Raw genomic sequence first — 22,224 nt, forward strand, 5'->3', positions numbered from 1 at the left:
TCTTGTATCTTAATTATATCCTAATTTTATAATTAATTACAATATTAAAATAACAAAGGCACAGTATTACACCGTACCTTTATTAAAAATCACTGTGAACCGTATCAAGATTTCCAAATTTACTGAACTGACCAAGCCATGCAAGCTTTATAGTACCAGTCGGGCCGTTTCTCTGTTTTGCTATTATACATTCTGCTACATTCTTATCTTCTGTTTCCTTGTCATAATACTCATCTCTGTATAGGAACATAACAAGGTCAGCATCCTGCTCTATAGAACCTGATTCTCTAAGGTCTGAAAGCATAGGTCTGTGGTCTGCTCTTTGCTCAGGAGCACGAGAAAGCTGTGAAAGTGCAATTACAGGGCATCCCATCTCTTTAGCAAGAGCTTTTATAGATCTTGATATTTCAGAAACTTCCTGCTGCCTGTTTTCCGGATTGCTTCCTGACATAAGCTGAAGATAGTCAATTAAAATCATATCAATACTACCATGCTCAATCTTAAGCCTTCTGCACTTAGAACGCATTTCCATTACAGAGACCCCTGCTGTATCATCTATAAATATCTTTGCTGCAGCAAGAGGCCCTGAAGCCCTGGCTATGTTCTCCCAATCTCTATCATCCAGGTTACCTGTTCGGAGTCTAAGCATATCAACATTTGCCTCAGCACAAAGCAGCTTATAAGCAAGCTGTTCCTTAGACATTTCAAGAGAAAATATAGCAATACTTTTTCCGGATCTTAAAGCTGCATGCTGAGCTAAGTTAAGGGCGAAGGTTGTTTTACCCATAGAAGGTCTTGCTGCTATAAGCACCATATCACCCTTTTGAAAACCGGAAGTCTTTGCATCAAGGTCTCCAAACCCTGATGGTACCCCTGTTACCTGACCTTTGTTATTGAAAAGTCTTTCAATTTCTAAAAAGCCTCTTTCAAGAACTACATTCATAGGTTCGAAGTCTGCTGTATTTCTCTTTTCTGCAATATTAAATATTTTCTGCTCTGCTGAGTCAAGCACACCTTCAACATCGTCCTGCTTATTATAACTGGCTTCTATTATTTCATTTGAAGCTCTTATAAGCTTTCTAAGCATTGCCTTTTGTCCTACAATTTCTATGTATGACTTAACATTTGCTGTAGACAGAGCTGTACCATATACTTCACTTATGTAAGTAAGCCCTCCAACAGATTCAAGTTTTTGGGCAGATTTTAAAGCTTCGGTTAAGGTAATTATATCTACAGGTGTATCTTTTTGATATAATTCAACCATCGTGCTGAAAAGCACCTTATGCGCATCTCTATAAAAATCCTCACTTTTTAAAACTTCCACAGCTGAAGCTATGGAAGTTCTTTCTTTAAGCATAGCACCTAATACCCACTGCTCTGCTTCAATATTGTGAGGCAAACTTCTTAGAGGTGTATCCATGAAGAGACCTCCTTGCGTATATTATTTTTTAAAATACCATTTCCATTAATTCTTCTATTGTTTCTACTGCTTTAACTTCGATATCCTTAAGACCTGATGGAACTTCCTTTAAATTATCCTTAGGTACAACTACAAGCTTAATACCCTTTCTTCTTGCACCATATACCTTTTCAAATATTCCCCCTACAGGCTTAACATTTCCTCTTAAGGATATTTCACCGGTTATTGCAATATCCTGTCTGATTGGCTTGTTTAACAAAGCACTTATTATACATACAGTTATTGCCGCACCTGCTGAAGGGCCATCAATATTTCCGCCTCCAATAACATTAACATGGATATCATAGTCTTTTATATCCTTGTCAGTTATCTTTCTGATAACGGAAGCCGCATTAAATACAGAATCCTTTGCCATGCTTCCAGCAGTGTCATTAAAGCGAACCTGTCCAGTTCCTTTATCTTTTGCTTCAAAAACAGCTGTTTCTATTTCTAAAGTTGAACCAATATATCCATTCACACCTAGACCATAAACATGACCTATTTCCCTATCATTTTCAGTCTTAACTTCTTCATAAGGAGTTAATCTTCCAATAGATATTATTTCGTGAACATCTTTTATCTGAAGCTTAATATTTTCACTTTCACCCTTGCTGTATAAAACATAACCATATACATCAGCTAGTATATTTACAGCTTTTCTTCCCTCTATGGTGTATCTGCTTATTAGCTCAGCTACCCCATCTTCAAGCTCTACCTTAAGCTTTTCTGCTGCATTTTCAACTATTTTCTCAATATCCTTTGCAGTTAAAGGCTCAAAATAAACCTCGGTACATCTTGAACGAAGAGCTGGGTTTATTTCATAAGGCTCTCTTGTTGTAGCACCAATAAGAACAAAGTCTGCCGGTGCTCCATTATCAAATAAATATTTTATATATTTAGGTGTATTTTCATCCTCTGGATCATAGTAGGAAGATGAAAATTCAACTCTCTTATCCTCTAGAACTTTTAGAAGCTTGTTTTGAAGAATTTCATCAAGTTCTCCAATTTCATCTATAAATAGTATTCCGCCATGGGCCTCTGTAACAAGTCCCGGCTTTGGCTCTGGAACACCAATTTCAGCTAAGTCTCTTTTGCTCCCTTGATAAATTGGGTCATGAACAGAACCTAATAAAGGGTTTGTTATTTCTCTAGGATCCCATCTTAAAGTAGTACCATCTACTTCTACAAACTTAGCATCTTCTCTAAAAGGAGTATGCTTAATTTTTTTAGCCTCTTCAAGTGCGAGTCTTGCAGCAGTAGTTTTACCTACCCCTGGAGGTCCGTATAAAATTATATGTTGAGGATATGGTGAAGCCATTTTTGACAACAATGACTTTATGGCTCTTTCCTGCCCTACTATTTCATCAAAGCTATCTGGTCTAAGCATAGACTGAATATTTTTGGTAAGCTTTTTTGTATCCAAAACTTCTAGGTCTGCATACTTCTTTAAAGTCTTTGCATTTTCAGGACCCTTTTGCTTTTTAAGTATGCCTAATCTAACTTCATCAACATACTTATCCTGTTTTTCCATAAGAGCCTGTTCAACTTCTTTTTCAATTTCATTTTGTACATATCTTTTAGCTACAGCTTCTGCAATCCATTTATTTGTATCAGCCAAAACCTCATGTAAGTTGTTCTCGCTTGGTATAGTATCTATACCTTTTCCATCACTTACAATTCTGTTTAAAGCATAAATTCTTTTATATACATCGCCGCTGTGAATATGCTTTTGAAGCTTAAACTTTGTTATTCTTGCTCTCATAGCACCTTCATCAAGTACATTTTTAGTTACTTGGAACAAAACATCTACTTGAGACTCAATCGGAACTGTATTTATTTTATTTTCATCAAAGCTATAGTCAAACTTAAATTCTGATTTCATTATGTTTCCCCCTTATGCTGCAGCGTAATTTCTATGTTTAGGAGAACTTTATAGTTTCACATGGTAAATTGCCATTTAAGAAACTTAAACGGCACACTTACTTTGAAATCTATATGCAATCTATTTTTGCTCTACAATGACAACATTAATTTTTGTAGACACTTCAGGGTAAAGTTTAACTTCAACCTCATAAGTTCCTAAAGTTCTTATAGTATCAACATTAACCTTTTTCTTATCTACGTTTATCTTGCATTGAGCATTTATTGCATCAGCTATATCCTTGCTTGTTATAGAACCAAACAATCTTCCGCTCTCTCCTGATTTTGCACTTATCTTAACTTCTTTTCCTTTAAGATCGTTAGCTAACTTTTGAGCTGCTTCAATTTCAGCTAATTTTTTTCTTCTTTCTGCTTCTTTCTTCTGATTTAAAACAGTCATATTTGCTTCTGTAGCTTCTTGAGCAAGCTTCTTTGGAAACAAAAAATTTCTTGCATAACCATCAGAGGCATTTATAACTTCTCCTTTTTTACCTACATTTTTAACGTCAGCTAATAATATAACTTTCATTACTTTTCACTCTCCCTTAAGTTTTTATCAATTGCATCTTGTAATATCTCTAATGCATCCTCTATAGAATCGGCTTCAAACTTAGTTCCTGCCATAGTCATATGGCCGCCTCCCCCTATAGATTCCATGATTACTTGTACGTTGACATCACCCAGGGATCTTCCGCTAATAAATACCTCATCACCTATTTTAGCAAGAACAAATGATGCTTGGATACCAGTAATATTTAGCAGTTCATCCGCTGCTTGGGCAACCAATACAGTATCTTCTATTTCTTTTGGACAAGTAGCCACAGCTATTCCATTTACTACCTTTGCAGATCTAATTATATCGGCTTTTTTGAGATAAGTATCCAAATTTTCCGCAAACAACTTTTTAATGTCTATAGTATCTGCGCCAAGGCGTCTTAAAAAGCTTGCAGCCTCAAAGGTTCTAACACCTGTTTTAAAGTAAAAGTTCTTTGTGTCTACGCATATGCCTGCAAGAAGCGCTTCCGCTTCAATAGGCTTAATCTTAGGATTCTCAATCATATACTGAAGCATCTCTGTAACAAGCTCAGAGGTTGAAGATGCGTAGGTTTCGATATAGCTTAGAAGTACCCCCTCTACAGCATCCGGTGATCTCCTATGGTGATCTATAATTACTATCTTTTTAAACTGCTTAACCAGCTCAAAATCTAATACATATCCTTTATTATGGACATCAACAATTATAAGTAAACTATCTTCTTTTAAATTCTGCCTTACAGCTTCAGTGTTAATCATGGTATTCTGGTAACCCGGCTCCTCACTAAACTTTTTAAGTATTCCCTCTATAGCTGAATTTTTTTCATCAAGTATAATATAGCAGGGTTTATTTAAAAGCTTAACTGCACTATTTATTCCAATAGCAGCACCAAAGCAGTCTATATCAGGATTTTTATGTCCCATAACAAAAACATTGCTGCTTCCATTTATAAGATCAACTAAAGCATGAGCTATAACTCTTGCTCTAACCTTAGTTCTCTTTTCTACCTCTTTAGTTTTACCACCATAGAAAGAAAGCTTTTCTCCATTTTTAACAACTACCTGGTCTCCGCCTCGTCCCAAAGCAAGCTCCTGCGCTGAAGAAGCAAACTGATGATTTTCAAGAGGAGTTTTACCGTTTCTTCCTACTCCAATACTAAGCGTAACAGCTAATGTATTTCCATAATTAATATCTCTTATCGAATCCAATATATCAAACTTCTTGTCCATTTCAGCTTGAATACATTTATCCTGGCAGACAATAATATATTTATTGTTATAGTATTTTTTAAGAATCCCATTTAAGCTTAGAGCATAATTATTAATAGCCCTTTCTATCTCTGCATTTAAAATAGGTCTTTTATCCTCTTCAATACTTTTAATAACCTCATCCAAATTGTCCACTTCTACAAGCATAACAGAAGGCTTATTCCCCTCTATGCTGTTTTCAAGTTCAACCAGCTCCGTCACATCATAAAAATACAAAAGTACAATATTATCTTCTTTGTTTTTAACTTCAGAAGTATCTATTATGCTTGTATATATATCGTAATATCTATTCTTAAGTTTAATATTTTTAAAATTGCTTCTCTTTTCATTTAAAACATACTTAATATTAAAATCCTTAACAACCTCTGTGATGTTTTTACCAAATATATCCTGACCCTCCATAATAGAAGAAGCATTTTGGTTATACCAGACAATACTACCCTTATCACTTACCATGATAAAAGGAAAAGGAAGTTTAACAAGAGTACTTCTTGTAGCAACATCAAGTTGTGAAGAAAAGTCTTCAACAAATCTTTTCCACTCATCCTTTCGTTTTCGTGAGTGATACATATTATAAATTAAAAGAACAGCGTATACAACTAATGCTGCAGTACCTGCAATAAAATGACCATAAGCAAACATCACTATTATGGAAACTGCAATAATGATCATATAAAGCTTGTTGCTTGCATTAAAATAATTGAATTTATTATCCATTATTTGGCCTCCCGCATTATTTCTTCAGGATTCTATTAGGATTTATTTTTCTAAAATCAAACAGCATATCTATTAAACCTAAATAAACAAGTATAGTTCCAAACATTGGATTAAGCGCAAGGAAGATAACTATTATAGTTATTATAGCGTTTGTTAATTTGAATCTATTTTTAAGATAATAAGAAACTACAGAAATACCCACTAATAAAAATGCGAACTGCATAATCACTTGTCCTGACACAAGTATAGGCTTACCTATAGGTATATTTTTAGCACTTAAAAGTACACCAAGCGGTACAGGCATGACAATAAGAGCACCAATAAAGCTATTAATATAAAACTCTGTAAATGGAGTAAACTTTTTTAAGTTGTATCCAAATCTTCTTAGTACAGCCCTTGAAACAGCATAGTTAACAAATGAGGACACTATAGACTGCATAATTAAAGCTGCTGCTAAAAAATTCAATATATATTGAGGAGTTAGCATATTGAACACGCTTAGAGATTGATTTATCTGCTCCTCAGTCATACCAGCCTTTACGTACAGCTCTTTAACCATTGGTATGGTTTCTTTCATCATATCATTAAACTGATTAACCGTTGTTGTAAAAAAACCTGTAATGCTTGTTTTTTGAATTATTAGTATTGTAATTAAAAAGTTTATAACAATAGCCAATAAAGATGCTAACGTTAGTATTATCAGCGTAAAATTGATACTTTTATTTTTTCTTATGCTGTAACCGAAAACCAGCCCGGTAAAGCCAAAGGATAAGGCTGACAAAGCGGCCTGAATAGGGTTAAAAAGCATAGCTGTAATAATCGTGCTTACAATTATAGCTGTCAAAGTTACTTTGAAATTATGTCGAAGGTAAAGTATAGCTACAGGTATAGGTAAAATTAAAGTCCCTAAAAAAGCTATCATAGGCACATAACCTGTAATTAGCATTAAAACTACAATTATAGCTGATATAAGGCCTGCTTCAACTGTAGATTTTGTACTGTTTGTTCTGTTTTCCATTTATGTATTCTCCTAGATTATTAGTTTCTTTCTTTTATATGATTATAAAGTCTGCTTAAATCCTTCCCCTGTTTTTCTACTCCATCTTCTTCAATTATACCCACTTTAAGCTTTTTCTTAACGCTTTCATCCACTGCAGTAAAAGAGTAACCTAATCTCTCTGCAAGAATATAAAGTATTATAATTGCCCCAGAAATGCAGTCTAAAATTGCATCATGAGCTACATTACTTCCTTTAGTAAGCAGTTTAAAAAAATCTCCTATAATACAAAGCAGTTCCGCCTTAAGCTGCTCAATTATCTTTATATTGGACATTATATTAAATTCATCTCTCTTCAATTAGCTTTCCTCCTTTTTGTCGGAACACGGGGCAGTTTAAGCCTGCTCATTCCCATTCGCAAACTGCCCGTAAAAGTGCATTTAGCACTTTTACCCCCATCTGTATACAAAGTAACCATTTTCAATAACTCTATAAATCTATTTTAGTTATTTTTAGGTATTAATGCAACAAAAGTTTGTCCTTTCCATTAATTATCTGTAATTATATGGTATAATAATCGAGAGAATATGTTAGGAGGGAGAAATTCAATGCTTATTGCATTAATATTAGCTTTATTATTAATTTTGTCAATAGTCTCAGGAATTTATTTTTCAAATGTAGCGCTCAAGCCCAAAACCCGCGATTATGAAGAAACTTATGAATACGAACAGGAAAAAGGCAGAATCATAAAAGATGAATATGAAAAACTCCTTAAAGAAGAGTTTTATATAAAATCGCCCTATGGGTATAACCTTCACGCGATATACTTTCCAAATGGAAATTCAAAAAAGACAATAATCATAGTTCATGGAATAACCTGTAATCTATTTGTTTCTGTTAAATATATGAATATGTTCTATAAAAGAGGTTTTAACATCTTAATTTACGATCATAGATTCCATGGAAAAAGCCAAGGAGACTTTTGCAGCTTTGGATTTTATGAAAAATATGATTTAAAGGCTTGTACAGATTGGGTGCTAGCCCGTAACGGAAAAGATTCTATAGTTGGGCTTCATGGTGAATCCATGGGAGCAGCAACTGTGCTTCAAAACCTCGCTATAGATGATAGAATAGCCTTTTGTATAGCAGACTGCCCTTATTCAGATCTTTTTAAACTTTTAAGATTGAGATTGAAACTGGATTACCACCTTGTACCATTTCCAGTTTTATATATAGCTAATATAGTTTCAAAGATAAGATACGGGGTTTATTTAAGCGACGTATCTCCTGTAAGGGATATTCATAATGTAGAAATTCCAATATTTTTTATTCATGGTCAAAATGATAATTACATACCTCACGAAATGAGCGTTGATATGTTCAATATTAAAAAGGGTGTGAAAAAGCTTTATCTTGCACCAAATTCAGACCATGCTGAGGCTTACTGGAACAATCAAGAAGAGTATGACAAATTAGTTGGAAACTTTTTAGAAGAATTAAATATTAAATAAACAAATCCCATAGAATCATCAATTTCTATGGGATTTTTATATCTGTAATTAATTATTACTTGTTTTATATTCTCAATTGAGATTTAATATTTGTAAAATATTTGCATTTTTATATTGAAATAGTGTAACATTCCAACTATAATTATCATATACTTAATTATCAATTGAAAACATATTAATAAAACAAGGAGACTTAAAAATGACCACGCAAAATTTTAAAAAGATTAAGCAAGTACTTTGGATAATACTATTTGCTAATTTAGCAGTAGCTTTACTTAAGATAATAATAGGAAGTTCAATAAAAAGTGCCAGCATGACTGCAGACGGTTTTCATTCGCTGACAGACGGTTCTTCTAATATAGTAGGACTTATCGGAATAAGCCTAGCATCAAAACCTGTTGACGAGGATCACCCATACGGACACAAAAAATTCGAGACTTTATCCGGCCTCTTCATAGCGGGAATGCTCTTATTTATTGGAGGAAAAATTGTTTTTACTGCTATAGGTAGATTTGTAAACCCTGTTGCACCACAAATTACTATTGAAAGCCTTATTACTTTAGCTGTAACTCTTGCTATTAATATCTTTGTAAGCACCTATGAATATAAACAAGGAAAGAACCTAAACAGTTATATTCTGATTTCCGACTCACTTCATACAAGAAGCGATATTTACGTATCCATAGGAGTAATCTTTACATTAATATGTGTAAAACTTGGTCTTCCGGCAATAATAGACCCTATAGCTTCTTTAGTTGTATCAGGCTTCATATTTCATGCCTCCTATGAAATTTTTTCATCAGCAGGCGGTATATTAGTTGATAAAGCTGTTATTGATACTTCTAAAGTTAAAGAAATAGCGCTTGAATTTGAGGAAGTAAAAGGCGTTCATAAGATAAGAAGCCGTGGAAGCGAAAATGAAATGTACGTTGATATGCATATATTGATCGAACCTAAAATGAGTGTTGAAAAATCTCATGAGCTTATTCACCTCCTAGAAAAGAAGATGCAAAAGGAGATAAACCAAAATCTTCAGGTAACCGTTCATATAGAGCCATTTTATAACAAGTCTGAAACTGCTAATTCCTTAAAATTTTAGTGTAATTTAAAAGCGGCCTTGAGGCCGCTTTTAATGTGTTCCAAGTATTCCAAGTTCCCTGCACTTTCTTTCAACTCTCATAAATATGAAGCTTCCTAGAACTGCAAAACCTATCATAGCTATTATAATTATTATAAACTCCTTTTGAAGAGAAAATAGGGGAGTCTGATTAATAAGTATTGCTCTGCTGCTGTCATAAATATATGTCATCGGAAGTATAAGAGAGATAAATAGAAATCCTCTTGGCATAACCTTTACCGGAAAGTATCCTCCTGAAAAGGCTGAGACCATTGAACTTGTTATATCAATAATTCCGTTTGCTTCTTTTGCAAGAAGCACTAAAGCACCAACAGCTAAGCCTAGCCCAAGCATTCCAATTATACCCGGAATCAAGAACAATATAGCCTTAAGAAGTCCTGCCGTTATTGTAAAGCCAAAAGCAAAGTGACATACAATACCTGTGAGTATTACCTCAAAGGTTGTAGCACAAAAATTAAAAATGCTCTTGCTTGTCATTAAAACTATCCTATTTACAGGAGCACTCCAATTAGATTCCAGAACCCCCTGCCTCATTTCTTCCTTTAGTGAAAAGCCCATAGTCCAAAATACTGTTGACACATAAGAAGAAATCATGTAGCCAATAACTAAAAAACTCATAAAGTCGGAGTTTCCCGTATATTTTTCAAACCCCATAAGCTTTCCGCTGCCAGAAAAGCTTTTTCCCATAAAATAAAAGGGTGTAAGCCACATTATAGGATCAAACAAGGTCATTATAAAATTAACAGGGTACCTAAAATATATTTTCATACTTATAATAAATCTCGACCGAAAAACAATCATTATATCTTTAAACTTCAATTTTCATTCTCCTTTTACCGAATACTGGGTATCTTATACTCGCTCGTTCCCACTCGCAAGATACCCGTTAAAGTCCATTTAGGACTTTAACCTTAGAACCTCTCTAGTGACCCAGAGTTCTTAACTTTATTCTCTATAACCTTAAACAATACCCTTCCAAGTACAAGCAAAATAAAACCTTCTATTAAACACATCATAATATTATATCTTGCTTCAAACAGTCCATTTCCATTGACCATAATCTGTCTCGAAGCCTCTATACCATAGGTGAAAGGAATTCCCTTTGCCAAAACTCTCATCCAATTTGGCATTACAGCTATAGGAAAGGTTATCCCGCAAAGTATCATCATAACTCCCCTTGCTACGTTAACTGCTGCATTTGCTTCCTTAAGCCACAAAATTATGCTTGCAAATAATGCTCCAAGTCCATAAACACCCGGCATCATAATAATAAACATCACTATCCAGGATAGTACGCTTCCTGTAAAATGCATCCCATAAATAAATCTATACTCCAAAACCGAAACTACAGATATAAAAATAGCCTGTATAATAGATACTAAGCCTCCACCTATAAGCAAATCAAACTTATTTATAGGGCAAAGCCAGTTTGACTCTAGTGTTCCTCTAGTCTGCTCTTCTCTTAAGTATGTTCCAAAGCTCCACATGGTTGTATTAACCCACATCCAAGCCATAGTTCCTATTACAATAAAAAGCTCAAAGCTGTTTGTACCTGTTGTATTTTGAAAAGCCTGAAGTCCTGACCTATCAGGCCCAGCCATACCGTATGCACTTAATATATACATAAGAGGAAATATCAGCGGCCAGATTATAAGCTGAATAAACCAGGTTGGATATCTCATCATCTGAATAAAATCCTTTTTAAAAACTGCATATATAGTTCTAAATCTTTGCATTATCTCACCTACTCCCTAAGGCTCTTTCCGGTAAGATGTATAAATACATCCTCGAGAGAAGGCTCCAGCACATTTATATTAAGTATTTGGGATTTATTTTTCGAGATGCAGTCTAAAAGCTTTTGTATGATTGTATTTCCATTGGTGTGATGAATAGTTAAAGTGTAATTTCTCTTTTCTGAATTGTAATCGCTTATGACGTTTTTAATATTATCTAAAGTTTTTATTTCTTCTAATAATTTATTATCTACTTTGTTTAACTCTATTTTAATACTCTTAATCTCATTTATACTTTTCTTTAAATTTTCCGGAGTATCTAAAGCAATTATTTTTCCTCCGTCTATAATTGCGATCCTGTCACAAAGGAAATCTGCTTCCTCCATGTAGTGAGTTGTTAAAAGTACAGTTCTTCCTTCATTTTTAATATCCATTATTATTTCTCTTAAATTAAGCGCTGATTGAGGATCAAGTCCCAAGGTTGGTTCATCCAATAAAACTACGGGTGCATTTGGTATAAGAGCCTTTCCGAGAGCAACCTTCTGCTTCATTCCAGTTGAAAACTTTTCAACAAGTTCATCTGCTTTTTCTGAAAGTCCAAGCCTATTTATTATAAGCTCTGCTCTCTTTTTACCTTCACTTTTATTGCAGCCGTAAAGCGATGCAAAATACTCAAGGTTTTCTCTTGCAGTAAGCTTCCAATAGATGCTCCTATCCCCTGCAAGAACTGTCCCCAAGCTCTTAAGGGCTTCTAAAGGTTTTTTATCTACATCCTTATTCATAACACATACGCTGCCTGAGGTCGGTCTTAAAAGTCCCGTTATCATCTTTATCGTTGTGGTCTTTCCTGCTCCGTTTGGACCTAAAAGACCAAAAATTTCTCCTTTATATATATCAAAGCTGACACCATCTACAGCTTTAAATTCCTTCTTCTCTATAGTCTTTAAAAACTTCTTTTTTCTCGTTATAAAATACTTTTTTAAATTCTTAACCTCTACCGCTTTTTCCATACCCTTATTCCTTTCAACAACAATTGCTAACCTTTTAAATGGCTATATGGTTATATCATTATATTCTCATCTGGAAATCTTCTTATATTGATATCTTCTTATCTTCTTATCGCGATATCTTCTTATCTTCCCAGCTTAAACAATAATTTTCACCTCTGTTCCATCTCCTGCTTTTACATCAACCAGGATCAAGCCTTTATAATCCTTAAGCACATCAAAGCCATGTCTAAGCTCTCTTAAATCTATGCTATCAACATAGTGGCGCTGCTCTTCAGGAATATACTTTTTACCTATTGATAGACCAAAGTTTCCAAGACCAAGAGCACCCTTAACAAGCCATAAAGGCGCCGGAATTCTAAAACTTTTGCCGTCATCTGTTTTAATATAAATTCTCACAATACTTTCCCCTTTCAGTCGAAATACTGGGTAGTCTCAGGCAGCTTAAGCTTTAATACATCCATACCTAAGCTGCCTAACATTCTCTTATTACTCTATAGAAACCTCTACTATATCACCATTACCGCTTTTAACATCAACTATCTTTCCTTCAAGTCCTGAATCAATTGCTTCCATTATCATTCTTACATCTATTCCATCCTGCTCTGAAACTCCAGGAATCTTTATATTATTAACTGCATTTCCTATAGCCTTTAAAAATTTAACAGGAACATTAACATTTACATTATCCTGTGTACTTGATAAAACTCTAATTTTAACCATTTTATCGGAATTGCTTATTACAGCCGGCTGATCAATTACTGCAGGCTTATTTAAAGCCTCTATAAGTTCTGTAGCCTTATCCGCATCAATCTTTCCATCCTCAACCATTTTTAAAATTCTTTTAACCTCTTCTTTCATTTCAATACCCATCCTTTCAATTTATAATTTATTCTTCTTTCATCATGTTTAGAGCCTGCTCTGGAGTTATTTCTCCTCTTTCAAGCATATCTAAAACTTCCTTACTGCTTACAGTAGGCTTTTTTATAACTGTATAGCCTAAAGCAGAAACTACATCGTCAAGCTTTGCTCTGACTGTTGGATATGATATTCCGAGCTCTTTTTCAACATCTTTAATATTGCCTCTGCATTTTAGAAAAACTTCCATAAAGTTAAGCTGCTCACTGCTTAAATACTCAAATTTAGAAAGTTCGAAGTCATTTTCAATAACTGTACCGCATTTATTGCATTTAAGCCTTGTAACCCTTAGTTTTGCACTACACACAGGACATTTGCTTATAATTCTATACGCTATGATCATCACCACCTAAATTTTTCTCTCTTGGTATATTTACATTATAATACCATAAATTAAATAAATCAATATATAAATTAAATATTTTAATATTTCCATTAAATATATTTAAAAATATTAAAGGTCATAATTAATTTTATTAATTACGACCTTTATTTATTTAATATTAGCTTATTTTAACCTGATTTTTTACTCTTCCGTCTTCATTTATTAAAAGCTCTTCCTTATATTCAACATTATCTATATTGCAACCTCTTCCTATAGTAATGTTTTTACCTCTTACGATTTTAGCAGTTGTATATTCAAGATAAATTTCATCACCTTCAATAACATCAGCCTTAAGTCCTGCTCCATGAATTGTAAACAAGCTTATTATTTTATTCCATATACCTGCACTGCCTAATTCCCTAACTTGAATGTTTTCTCCGCCTATTTCCTTAGCTGTGCAATAACCACCTACATATATTTCTATTGTGTCCGCATTTAAAAGGCCATCAATTTCAAAGCCTCCCTTAGCTGTAAATTCCTCAGCCTCGCAGTCTCCGTTTATAGTTATGCCGCCTGAAATCCTTACGCTTTCTCCATGAAGATTTCCTCCAATTTTAGCAGAACCTGATATTTCAACCTCTTCTCCATCTATATCTTTATCAAAATTACCAGAGCCTGAAACCTTTATACTTTCACATTTAACATTACCCTCAATATGAGAAGATCCGCTTATTTTTATTTCCTCTGCCTCAAGATTTCCAACAACTCTTGAAGATCCACTGGTTCTAAATTCAGATGCTTTAACATTACCTTCTGCTTTACCTGAACCGCTTATGGAAAACTCACCGCACTCAATATCCCCTGTTATTTTACCTGAACCGCTTATTTTAACTTCTTCATAGATCCCACCGCCGGCAGAACCCGAACCTGATATTTTTATACTTCCATTTGCTCCATTCATCATTTAAATAGCCTCCTATATTATATCTTTAATTTTAATTCTTCAATTGACTTACTTATATTAACCTTTAAAACCAACTTTGCGCCGGTTTCAATATATGCTTCATTAGGAACTCCTATTAAAAAACAGGTTGCAACTCCAAACTTACGAACCAGAACTATCTCACAATCTCTTCCTTCAAAGTTTTTATAATACTGCTCTACAGTCTGAAGAGCTAATTTCCCTTCATCCAAGCTTACCTCACCTGAATGCAGCAAGGTTTCTAGCAACCCTACAAAAAGTATCTTTTCAAAAGAAAAAATCTTAGTTTCTCCATGGATACTCTCGTAAATATCCATAGACATTTGAGCAACAATCTTTTTACTAAAAAGCTCTTCCTTAGTTAACGCCACATCAGAGGGCATTGGCGAAAATACCTGCGCCAGCTCATCTAAGGATGCATCATCCTTCATATTGATAATCTTGTCAATTCGCTCTAGTATTTTATCCTTAGGAAAAAATGTTTCCTGACCAGTGAAGCTGGACTTCTTTATAAACCAATCCTCAGGTATAAGATTTTTTCTCTTCCACCTATACAACTGACCATAGGAGATACCCATAAGTTCTAGCAAATCTTTTTTTGATATTAGGTTTTCTTCCATATTGTTCACTTCCTTATATTGACTATAGATATAGTGTAACAAAACATTGTTACGTTGTAAAGGGGTTGTTACGATATTTTTTGAAAAAATAAAAAAAGACTAGTGCGTGTGCAGTAGTCTAATATACAGAACCTCTTTCCTTAATTGATTTTAGAATAACTTCTCTTGCTTAATTTAGTAAAGCATACTCTTTAAAGCTTCTCATTTCAAAACACATTCTTCGGTTATCATCGCTGCAGTAAATAACCTTTCCTGTACCAACAATCTGTGCTTTAAAAACTGCAGAAGCCTTGTTTAAATCAATTAAGTCTACATCCCTATTAAAAACACAAGCTATTTCCTGAGCTATCATAAAAACTTCATAATCGCTAAGTTCATTATCAGATAAAAATGCTATATCAATATCACTGTCTTCTCTGAAGGCACCCTTGACACTTGAGCCAAATAAAAAAATAAGTATGGTTCTATTCTACTTACTAAAATACTATGTATTTTACCTATTTCATTATCACTTAATACCAACTAACTCACCGCCTCTGATATAAACAGTATTTGAGTTCAATTTCTATAATTTTTAATCTTGCACTATATCCTTAATTATATCATAGTTCAATGCAAGTTAGTCGTGAGCCTTCATTTGTTATTTAAAACAAAAACCTCCAGCGTAAAATAAACTGGCGATTTTTCCTAACTTAAACATGCTATTTTATTATATCTAATTATAATTGCGCCTAATTCTTTATTTCAGGATCCCAGCTAAATAGCATTCTTGCATCACTTAATTCCTTACCACTATACCCAATATTTATGGGATTACTACAATAATAATTTAAATATCTTATATATACTCCACCCTTTAATATAGAGCTCCATGGAAAAGATTGAATAGAATCTACCTTTAATGGTATTGGAATTTCATATATATAGTTGTCCCCGTCTTCTCTCGTTGCTCTTTCCTTACTTAATTCAATCGGGTTAATATGTTGTATAAAATAAGGTAGCTGGCCTGTTACCTCAAAATATATTATAGGATTGTTACTACACTTTTTATTCCTAGTTATTATAAGCTTATCAGGTGTTTCTTTAATACCTGGATTTCCTTTAGACTTTAAATACTTAACGTCTATATTATCTATATTATCTATAGCATTTCCAAACTGTCCCACGCTAATATTTTGATAATTGCCGCTGTAATGTGGATAATCCTTTATGTATTGAGCCTTATATACAACATCTTTAGTTTCCATACTTTCAAATCCATTTAGATACTTTGCAACAAATTTCCCACCTACATCCGTATTTAATTTACTTTGCTCATTGCTATTATTTTTCAATGTAATAGGTATCTCATATACATATCTTGTTACTTTATCATCACACTCTTCACGTTTCATTTTTGTATCATCTAATTCTACAGGATTTATTGGTTGTACATAATAAGGAAGCCTTCCTGTTAGCTCTAAGTAAACTATAGGATTTGTTTTACACCTTTCAGATTTAATTATTTTAATTTTCGTAGGATTAACAAAATTATCAACACTTATACTTTTTATAATATCTCCTTTGTCAGCCACTGTTGCTTCCAGTGCCACAGATTTACTCGTATTAAATTGAGAATAAGATTTTGATATATTCATAAGTAATATATTTATACTAAACATAGCAGCGATACCAGTAAGCAATACTATCTTTGGCTTCTTTTTAGAACTCATCTATAATGCCTCCTCTCTGATAATTATACGATTTACTACATGAATGCTATTAAAATGTCGCTCCATCAACATTTTGCTTTGCTTTAATAGTAATATCACCAGTTGCTTCATCGCCCTGATATTCTATTGTTGCTAATTCTTTATCTAATATAAACTTAAGTTTGCATATCAATTTTTCATCTTTTTTGAACACAATGGCTTGCAATTTACTATTTAAGTTTTTAGTGAATTCATCATAACTTTCGCTTTTTTCATTAGATGAATATATTAATGTATCACCTTTATATATCTGTGAAATAACCTTATAAGCTTTCACCTTGTTACCATCATTTCCAAACTTTTTAGATTGAATATTAAGATTTCCCATGAGTATCATATCCAAAGTTCCTGCATTAGCAAAAGATACAACTGTCCAATCCTTTGAAATATATCCCGGTTCTATATTATCCATTTTAATTGGAGCATTTGCAGAGCTGTCTGAATCAAATCTTAACTCAAAAGAGCCTACCGTAATAGAGGCCACGTTACTTGACGCGCTCGAAACAAACCAAGAATAAGTGCCTACCCCTGCACCTAAACTTATAAAACCGATTAGAATAGAACATATTAACAGAGTCTTGCTAATCTTTAATCTGCTAATAAAACTTTTATGTTTTTCTGATCTTTTAACAAGCTTATCTTCAGCAGCACTTTCATTTTCAGTAACTATCAAGCCTGACTTTTCAACACTCCATATCATATTAATACCTCTCTAACCCTTATATTTTTATAGAATTCAAAAAAACTCAATTATGAACTTAAGTTCTTTTGAATTTTACCTGCCTGATTCTGTTGAAATAGGCAGGATTAATAATATTTCTTTATCTTTTCAGTCCTTGAAGGCTCCAATGGCTCCAATCCATAGTATCAATATTCTTAAATATATCTCTTCTTCCTTCCACTCTCACCTGGTATTGGCTTTTTTGTCTGCTGAGCATAAGGGCGGAAAGCAACCCTATTACTTTTATAAATTATTGAAGCTGTGAATTAAAATATGGCATAATGCTGTTTTCTATATAATTTGCCCCATTAACTCCTGGGATTCCGTCAAGATTTAATGCTTTTATAGCATCAGCATTAACTTGAGTTGTTTTTACTTCATATTTAAGCTTACATGTTTTTCCTTGCTCAGTAGCATTTGGGTTGTATGCAAGTTTAAACTTAATAACATAATAATCTCCAGGCTTCATAGCTTCTTCATCCCAAGCAGTTCCAGGAATATCTAAAGGACCATTTCCATTAACCCAGTCTTTCATATTAGAAGCAAATTGTGAATTAGTTGCAACACCCTTGTCTATAAAATTATCTTTACGATAAGGAGTTGTTGCACCTTCTCTATAAAAATCTACTGAGTAATCTGTAATCAACATATCTTTTGCTAAATCATTATCATCAGCTAATGTAAATCTTCCAAAGGTGGCCATATTTAAAGTTCCAGTATTTTTTACAGTTATTGTTGAGTATCCGCCATCACCTGTTGTAAGAACCTCTCCTGGCTGTATGTTATTAGTCTTTAATGCTATATCAAAACTTCCACTATTTTTACTTGAATTATTTACATCAACAATTATTGTTCCTGCCTTAAATGTGTTTGCTGAGCTAGTTGCAGTGCTGGTAAACCACGCATAGGATCCTATTCCAGCCCCAAAAGCTAAACCTCCTGCTAATACTAGACTTAATACTGTCTTTTTATTCATTTTCATTTAATAATTCCTCTACTTTCTTTTTACTGTTTCCCATTTTTTAACTTTTCGTATTTTTTCACCTGTTCTATATCCCTACCTCCTTGACAGTAAATCATAGATATATTTGTCCGTACTATTCTTGTCCAATTTTTCCGGCTTTCCCTTTTTTCTGCTCTGATAATATGGTTTTCATCTGCTCGCAAATTAACAATCCCGTTGGTATTAATATTAATAATATAAATCCATAAACGCTTCCGGCAAATCTTGAAATATACCCTCCATATGGTATTCTAAAACTTACCTTACCAACAACCTGTTCTGGCTCTATAAGCTTGCCATCATCTGTATCATTGGCATCTCCTTTAGCTTTATACACATTTTTTCCATTTTGTAAAAATATTCCTATAACTCTATGTGTTACAAGCATATTCTCATTAGCTTTATAAGTTATTACATCGCCAACTTTGATATCTTCAGCCTTTATTGATTTATCAATAATTACATCTCCTGGATTAATTTTTGGTGCCATGCTTCCTGTCAAAATAGTCATAGGCTTATACCCTAGAAAGGATGGTATTTTATCCTTGCTTCCTTTTGCTCTTATAGACATTATTAAAGATAAAACAACTACGATTACTAAAGCACTAAAAAGTATATTTCCTACCAACTTAATAATTTTCTTCATACATTTTACCTTTCTGACGAATTATATTTTTTATAAATAAAAAATCCAATCTACTCTTTTGCAGATTGGGTCGGTTGCACCACTGACTCAGTAAGTTTTAGGTGCCCACATACAAAACTTACCTCTATGTCTCCCATTAAATTTATTTACACTTTTTACATTATTATTCTACTTTATTATTTTTACATATTTTGTAAAATATAGTTGTCGATACTGATTTTGTTTCATCATATAAGAATAATAATTCTTTATATTTCCCCTTATATTACAAAATAATCTAATGTAGGTTTTGTTAATTATTAATTAATTTATTAAGAAAACCAGCAAAATCAATATTCTACTAAAAAATATCAGCATAATTACTGTCGATTTTTTTTAGTATATCTTTTTACCATAGAGCATATACTGATTAAGCTATTATTAAAAATGAAGCAGGCACTTCATATAAAGATGCCTGCTTCTATTCATTTTCCTTATTATTTAAATGCTTATACATAATCATATGAATAGTTAACTTTTATATACAAAAAAAGCTATCCCCCCACAAAAACTTCATGTAGAGAAATAGCATATGCCTTATTAGTTTCCGAAATAGATAGAGTTTATTTCTTCAGAAATTGTATTACCATCTTTAATAAGTTTTACATCACAAATACTTCTATCTAAGCTGCATTTTAAATCATTATTCTTTATCATCTCTTGAACTGCATTATACATAGGAGTTGAATTTTGATAATGTATATCATATTTATCATTATTCAAGTCTGCATGAGGTTGATTACCACACAATCTCCCGTACAGCTGATCCAGAACCTGCTGCTCAGTTAATTGACCCTTATCACCAGGTTCAGCATAGTATCCCTCTCCACCTACATCGAATAAGATCATATCGGCTTCATTAGCTGGTAAATCTCCATTGCTCGACTGATTATCATATGTTAACTTTCCATCCTTATTTTTAAAACTTCTAACATACTTACCATTTATCAAATCAAAGGTCCTAACTCTAGTACTGTTCTGGGGATTTGCCGGTGAAAAAGCTTCCGGTTGTCTCTGAACATTGTACTCTCCTTTGCTGCCTTTAAAGACATCGTGTTGGGAGATTGAGATAGTTATATTATCAAGTTTTAAATCAGCCAACTTAATTTTAGGGCTTTCCTGTCCATATCTATTGGAATTTTCTATAACCACTATGTGATGTATAGTAGTGCCATGTTCTTTTTTATCTTCTGCTTTATCCAAATTACTATCATGCTTATCTATAGCTACACCCTTCCAGCTATAAAAGTTAGCACTTACCATAGTACTTTTTCTGCTTATGTTCTTGGAATTATTCGCAATGCTTTCGTAGGTTTCATACTGATCTCTAGGAGCTGGAACATCTAACACCTGCCCGGTTAAATCCTTAATTATATATTTAGAAGCATCTGTTAACCACAATGGATAGCTTAAGCTTTGCTGGTTTTGATGTCCTGACAAAGTATCCTTAAATACAGGCCCAGCTGAAGAATATAATTTAACCCTAAACTTAGGGAAGGCACCTGCGGATACAGTATTATTCTCGTTAGTAGTTTTATTTGTCAAAAAAGCAAAGGATCCAGCACTCATGAAACAGATTGTAATAAAAGCCAAAATTAAGATATATATTTTTCGCATACAGTACCTCCCCCTTACTTTGCCCAATTTGGATTGTTAGGTTGTGTCGCATAAATATTTAAATTGAACTTAAGTGTTTTGTTCTGAGCAGTATACGGTGTATCCTTATCTAGCTTTATTGTAATCTTACAGCTAGTTTTATCACCATTTTTAAGCAGTACAGGCTTACTGTTGTTCATTAAGTAAAAATACTTTTGAGTATTATATAATTCTTTTAGCGGACCTTCATAGCTGTTACTTCCAATAACAAGCTTGTAGTTTAAATATGGCAGTAATGCCTCAATTCCATCTCCAGTAAAATTATCAAAGCTTACTTCTACTTTGCTGGTTAAAGTTCCAGTATTTTTAATAAAGAAATCAAAACTTTGATTGGCTCCCGGGATTAGCCCAGCAGCGTTTACTACAGCACTGCTGTATGGAGTTTTTCCGTCAATGGCTATGAAATTTGAGTCAATATTTCCTATAGATAAATTAACGCTGTTTTGCACCTTCTGATTTACTACAAAGTACGAAAAGGTATAAGTAGTACTTGTATATATGCATACCAAACCTAGTATAATTATTAATAGCTTTCTTTTACTTAACATTAATACTACCTCCTTTTCTCAAAGAGGCTTCTTCTTTATGCCCAATAATTAAGAATCCGATTCCTGATATTGTTAATCCTATTACAACAAGTGTAATAAAATTATAGAATCCACCAGTTTTCGGCAAGGTTGTTATATTATCACTTACTGTAGTCCCATCGTCTAAGTTATATTGGATGCTAATATTAAACAGGTTCTGCAGGTCTTGAAATATATTGCCTGCCTCCTCTTGAAAATGAAGGCTTAATAGAAATTCCTTTTCATTATTTCCATCGATTTTAACCGGATTCTTCAGTATAGCCTTATTATTAAAATCCTCAAAGGTGCCCTCAAAAATAACATTGTTTCCATCCTTAAGCTGAACCTTTAGATTTCTCAAAAATTCCTTATATACTTCTTCATCGGGATTAATAACTCTATTCAAGATAAAGTTATTTACTGATTGAACATTTACAGAAACATTCTTGATTTCTATTTCACCAGCGTTTGCATTCTTTATAAGAAATTGCTTGCCTAAAGTTCTCCCCGGATACCAAAACCCATCTTTATCACTAAATATTTTGTCATCTCCATCGTTATTTTTTGAAACTATAGTAACCTTATTTTCAGTATTTTGCTGTGCACTTATCTTAAAATAGCTACCTGTAAAGAACATAAATATTGTTATAGCTATAAAGGAAATGATAGTTTTTCTATTGATATATCTTTTAATCTTCATAAATTCTCTCCT

At 33.3% G+C, this 22,224-nt stretch carries 24 protein-coding genes and 1 riboswitch; of the genes, 2 read left to right on the forward strand and 22 right to left on the reverse strand.

What is annotated here, in order from left to right; all coding sequences use genetic code 11:
• Window positions 1–82: 82 nt before the first annotated feature.
• From JK636_RS17220 to JK636_RS17245, 6 genes are all read right to left on the reverse strand, one after another.
• Window positions 83–1,420 carry a replicative DNA helicase gene (locus JK636_RS17220; protein WP_202750224.1) on the reverse strand — a complete coding sequence of 446 codons (1,338 nt, stop codon included), beginning with the start codon at window positions 1,418–1,420 and terminating at the stop codon, window positions 83–85.
• 28 nt (window positions 1,421–1,448) lie between these two features.
• On the reverse strand, window positions 1,449–3,341 hold the full coding sequence (gene lonC / locus JK636_RS17225; RefSeq protein WP_202750225.1) for a Lon family ATP-dependent protease: 1,893 nt from the start codon (window positions 3,339–3,341) through the stop codon (window positions 1,449–1,451).
• A 120-nt stretch (window positions 3,342–3,461) separates the two neighbouring features.
• On the reverse strand, window positions 3,462–3,908 hold the full coding sequence (gene rplI / locus JK636_RS17230; RefSeq protein WP_202750226.1) for a 50S ribosomal protein L9: 447 nt from the start codon (window positions 3,906–3,908) through the stop codon (window positions 3,462–3,464).
• Window positions 3,908–5,899, reverse strand: coding sequence for a DHH family phosphoesterase (locus JK636_RS17235; RefSeq protein ID WP_202750227.1), 1,992 nt, complete (start codon window positions 5,897–5,899; stop codon window positions 3,908–3,910). The genes rplI and JK636_RS17235 overlap by 1 nt, the downstream gene beginning before the upstream one ends.
• Window positions 5,900–5,915: 16 nt before the next feature.
• Entirely contained in the window at window positions 5,916–6,917 is a 1,002-nt protein-coding gene (locus JK636_RS17240; protein ID WP_202750228.1) for a YybS family protein, read from the reverse strand.
• Window positions 6,918–6,937: 20 nt separating this feature from the next.
• On the reverse strand, window positions 6,938–7,255 hold the full coding sequence (locus tag JK636_RS17245; protein WP_202750229.1) for a MazG-like family protein: 318 nt from the start codon (window positions 7,253–7,255) through the stop codon (window positions 6,938–6,940).
• A gap of 249 nt (window positions 7,256–7,504) precedes the next feature.
• Here JK636_RS17245 and JK636_RS17250 point away from each other — a divergent pair, with 249 nt between their 5' ends.
• Window positions 7,505–8,407, forward strand: a complete 903-nt coding sequence (locus JK636_RS17250) for an alpha/beta hydrolase (protein WP_202750230.1) — start codon at window positions 7,505–7,507, stop codon at window positions 8,405–8,407.
• Window positions 8,408–8,606: 199 nt separating this feature from the next.
• Complete coding sequence (locus JK636_RS17255) at window positions 8,607–9,506, forward strand: cation diffusion facilitator family transporter (protein WP_202750231.1); 900 nt, start codon at window positions 8,607–8,609, stop codon at window positions 9,504–9,506.
• Between the two features lie 30 nt (window positions 9,507–9,536).
• On the opposite strand, the gene JK636_RS17260 is transcribed toward JK636_RS17255, so the two are convergent.
• From JK636_RS17260 to JK636_RS17335, 16 genes are all read right to left on the reverse strand, one after another.
• A complete protein-coding gene (locus JK636_RS17260) occupies window positions 9,537–10,364 on the reverse strand; it encodes an ABC transporter permease (RefSeq protein WP_243428257.1) in 828 nt (275 codons plus the stop codon).
• Window positions 10,365–10,456: 92 nt separating this feature from the next.
• Complete coding sequence (locus JK636_RS17265; RefSeq protein ID WP_202750232.1) at window positions 10,457–11,281, reverse strand: ABC transporter permease; 825 nt, start codon at window positions 11,279–11,281, stop codon at window positions 10,457–10,459.
• Between the two features lie 8 nt (window positions 11,282–11,289).
• Entirely contained in the window at window positions 11,290–12,288 is a 999-nt protein-coding gene (locus JK636_RS17270) for an ABC transporter ATP-binding protein (protein WP_202750233.1), read from the reverse strand.
• Window positions 12,289–12,423: 135 nt separating this feature from the next.
• Window positions 12,424–12,684: a hypothetical protein gene (locus tag JK636_RS17275; RefSeq protein WP_202750234.1), complete on the reverse strand. Its 261-nt coding sequence runs from the start codon at window positions 12,682–12,684 to the stop codon at window positions 12,424–12,426.
• Window positions 12,685–12,774: 90 nt separating this feature from the next.
• Complete coding sequence (locus JK636_RS17280; protein WP_202750235.1) at window positions 12,775–13,146, reverse strand: SHOCT-like domain-containing protein; 372 nt, start codon at window positions 13,144–13,146, stop codon at window positions 12,775–12,777.
• Window positions 13,147–13,174: 28 nt separating this feature from the next.
• Window positions 13,175–13,540, reverse strand: coding sequence for a DUF2089 family protein (locus JK636_RS17285; protein ID WP_202750393.1), 366 nt, complete (start codon window positions 13,538–13,540; stop codon window positions 13,175–13,177).
• A 166-nt stretch (window positions 13,541–13,706) separates the two neighbouring features.
• Window positions 13,707–14,492, reverse strand: a complete 786-nt coding sequence (locus JK636_RS17290; protein ID WP_243428258.1) for a polymer-forming cytoskeletal protein — start codon at window positions 14,490–14,492, stop codon at window positions 13,707–13,709.
• Window positions 14,493–14,509: 17 nt separating this feature from the next.
• On the reverse strand, window positions 14,510–15,130 hold the full coding sequence (locus JK636_RS17295; RefSeq protein WP_202750236.1) for a YhbD family protein: 621 nt from the start codon (window positions 15,128–15,130) through the stop codon (window positions 14,510–14,512).
• Between the two features lie 169 nt (window positions 15,131–15,299).
• Entirely contained in the window at window positions 15,300–15,590 is a 291-nt protein-coding gene (mntA, locus tag JK636_RS17300; RefSeq protein ID WP_338025798.1) for a type VII toxin-antitoxin system MntA family adenylyltransferase antitoxin, read from the reverse strand.
• 271 nt (window positions 15,591–15,861) lie between these two features.
• Window positions 15,862–16,842, reverse strand: coding sequence for a hypothetical protein (locus tag JK636_RS17305; protein WP_202750237.1), 981 nt, complete (start codon window positions 16,840–16,842; stop codon window positions 15,862–15,864).
• Window positions 16,843–16,891: 49 nt separating this feature from the next.
• A complete protein-coding gene (locus JK636_RS17310) occupies window positions 16,892–17,581 on the reverse strand; it encodes a hypothetical protein (protein WP_202750238.1) in 690 nt (229 codons plus the stop codon).
• 271 nt (window positions 17,582–17,852) lie between these two features.
• Complete coding sequence (locus JK636_RS17315) at window positions 17,853–18,584, reverse strand: SipW-dependent-type signal peptide-containing protein (protein WP_202750239.1); 732 nt, start codon at window positions 18,582–18,584, stop codon at window positions 17,853–17,855.
• Window positions 18,585–18,699: 115 nt separating this feature from the next.
• The gene (locus tag JK636_RS17320) at window positions 18,700–19,251 is read right to left on the reverse strand and encodes a signal peptidase I (protein ID WP_202750240.1); all 552 of its coding nucleotides are present in this window, start codon (window positions 19,249–19,251) and stop codon (window positions 18,700–18,702) included.
• 59 nt (window positions 19,252–19,310) lie between these two features.
• Window positions 19,311–19,394, reverse strand: a riboswitch (cyclic di-GMP riboswitch).
• Between the two features lie 436 nt (window positions 19,395–19,830).
• On the reverse strand, window positions 19,831–20,907 hold the full coding sequence (locus JK636_RS17325; protein WP_202750241.1) for a hypothetical protein: 1,077 nt from the start codon (window positions 20,905–20,907) through the stop codon (window positions 19,831–19,833).
• A 14-nt stretch (window positions 20,908–20,921) separates the two neighbouring features.
• On the reverse strand, window positions 20,922–21,494 hold the full coding sequence (locus JK636_RS17330) for a hypothetical protein (RefSeq protein ID WP_202750242.1): 573 nt from the start codon (window positions 21,492–21,494) through the stop codon (window positions 20,922–20,924).
• Window positions 21,484–22,212 (reverse strand): hypothetical protein, encoded by a 729-nt coding sequence (locus JK636_RS17335; RefSeq protein WP_202750243.1) that lies wholly within the window; start codon window positions 22,210–22,212, stop codon window positions 21,484–21,486. Before JK636_RS17335 ends, JK636_RS17330 begins: the two co-directional genes overlap by 11 nt.
• Window positions 22,213–22,224 lie beyond the last annotated feature (12 nt).

The sequence above is a fragment of the Clostridium rhizosphaerae genome, assembly GCF_016765585.1.
Classification (GTDB): domain Bacteria; phylum Bacillota; class Clostridia; order Clostridiales; family Clostridiaceae; genus Clostridium_AT; species Clostridium_AT rhizosphaerae.

Excerpts from the sequence above, each read along its gene's own strand:
- JK636_RS17220 (WP_202750224.1), bottom strand. The coding sequence starts at position 1,420 with ATGGATACACCTCTAAGAAGTTTGCCTCACAATATTGAAGCAGAGCAG.
- lonC (WP_202750225.1), bottom strand. The coding sequence starts at position 3,341 with ATGAAATCAGAATTTAAGTTTGACTATAGCTTTGATGAAAATAAAATA.
- rplI (WP_202750226.1), bottom strand. The coding sequence starts at position 3,908 with ATGAAAGTTATATTATTAGCTGACGTTAAAAATGTAGGTAAAAAAGGA.
- JK636_RS17235 (WP_202750227.1), bottom strand. The coding sequence starts at position 5,899 with ATGGATAATAAATTCAATTATTTTAATGCAAGCAACAAGCTTTATATG.
- JK636_RS17240 (WP_202750228.1), bottom strand. The coding sequence starts at position 6,917 with ATGGAAAACAGAACAAACAGTACAAAATCTACAGTTGAAGCAGGCCTT.
- JK636_RS17250 (WP_202750230.1), top strand. The coding sequence starts at position 7,505 with ATGCTTATTGCATTAATATTAGCTTTATTATTAATTTTGTCAATAGTC.
- JK636_RS17255 (WP_202750231.1), top strand. The coding sequence starts at position 8,607 with ATGACCACGCAAAATTTTAAAAAGATTAAGCAAGTACTTTGGATAATA.
- JK636_RS17265 (WP_202750232.1), bottom strand. The coding sequence starts at position 11,281 with ATGCAAAGATTTAGAACTATATATGCAGTTTTTAAAAAGGATTTTATT.
- JK636_RS17270 (WP_202750233.1), bottom strand. The coding sequence starts at position 12,288 with ATGGAAAAAGCGGTAGAGGTTAAGAATTTAAAAAAGTATTTTATAACG.
- JK636_RS17280 (WP_202750235.1), bottom strand. The coding sequence starts at position 13,146 with ATGAAAGAAGAGGTTAAAAGAATTTTAAAAATGGTTGAGGATGGAAAG.
- JK636_RS17290 (WP_243428258.1), bottom strand. The coding sequence starts at position 14,492 with ATGATGAATGGAGCAAATGGAAGTATAAAAATATCAGGTTCGGGTTCT.
- JK636_RS17295 (WP_202750236.1), bottom strand. The coding sequence starts at position 15,130 with ATGGAAGAAAACCTAATATCAAAAAAAGATTTGCTAGAACTTATGGGT.
- JK636_RS17305 (WP_202750237.1), bottom strand. The coding sequence starts at position 16,842 with ATGAGTTCTAAAAAGAAGCCAAAGATAGTATTGCTTACTGGTATCGCT.
- JK636_RS17310 (WP_202750238.1), bottom strand. The coding sequence starts at position 17,581 with ATGATATGGAGTGTTGAAAAGTCAGGCTTGATAGTTACTGAAAATGAA.
- JK636_RS17315 (WP_202750239.1), bottom strand. The coding sequence starts at position 18,584 with ATGAAAATGAATAAAAAGACAGTATTAAGTCTAGTATTAGCAGGAGGT.
- JK636_RS17320 (WP_202750240.1), bottom strand. The coding sequence starts at position 19,251 with ATGAAGAAAATTATTAAGTTGGTAGGAAATATACTTTTTAGTGCTTTA.
- JK636_RS17325 (WP_202750241.1), bottom strand. The coding sequence starts at position 20,907 with ATGCGAAAAATATATATCTTAATTTTGGCTTTTATTACAATCTGTTTC.
- JK636_RS17330 (WP_202750242.1), bottom strand. The coding sequence starts at position 21,494 with ATGTTAAGTAAAAGAAAGCTATTAATAATTATACTAGGTTTGGTATGC.
- JK636_RS17335 (WP_202750243.1), bottom strand. The coding sequence starts at position 22,212 with ATGAAGATTAAAAGATATATCAATAGAAAAACTATCATTTCCTTTATA.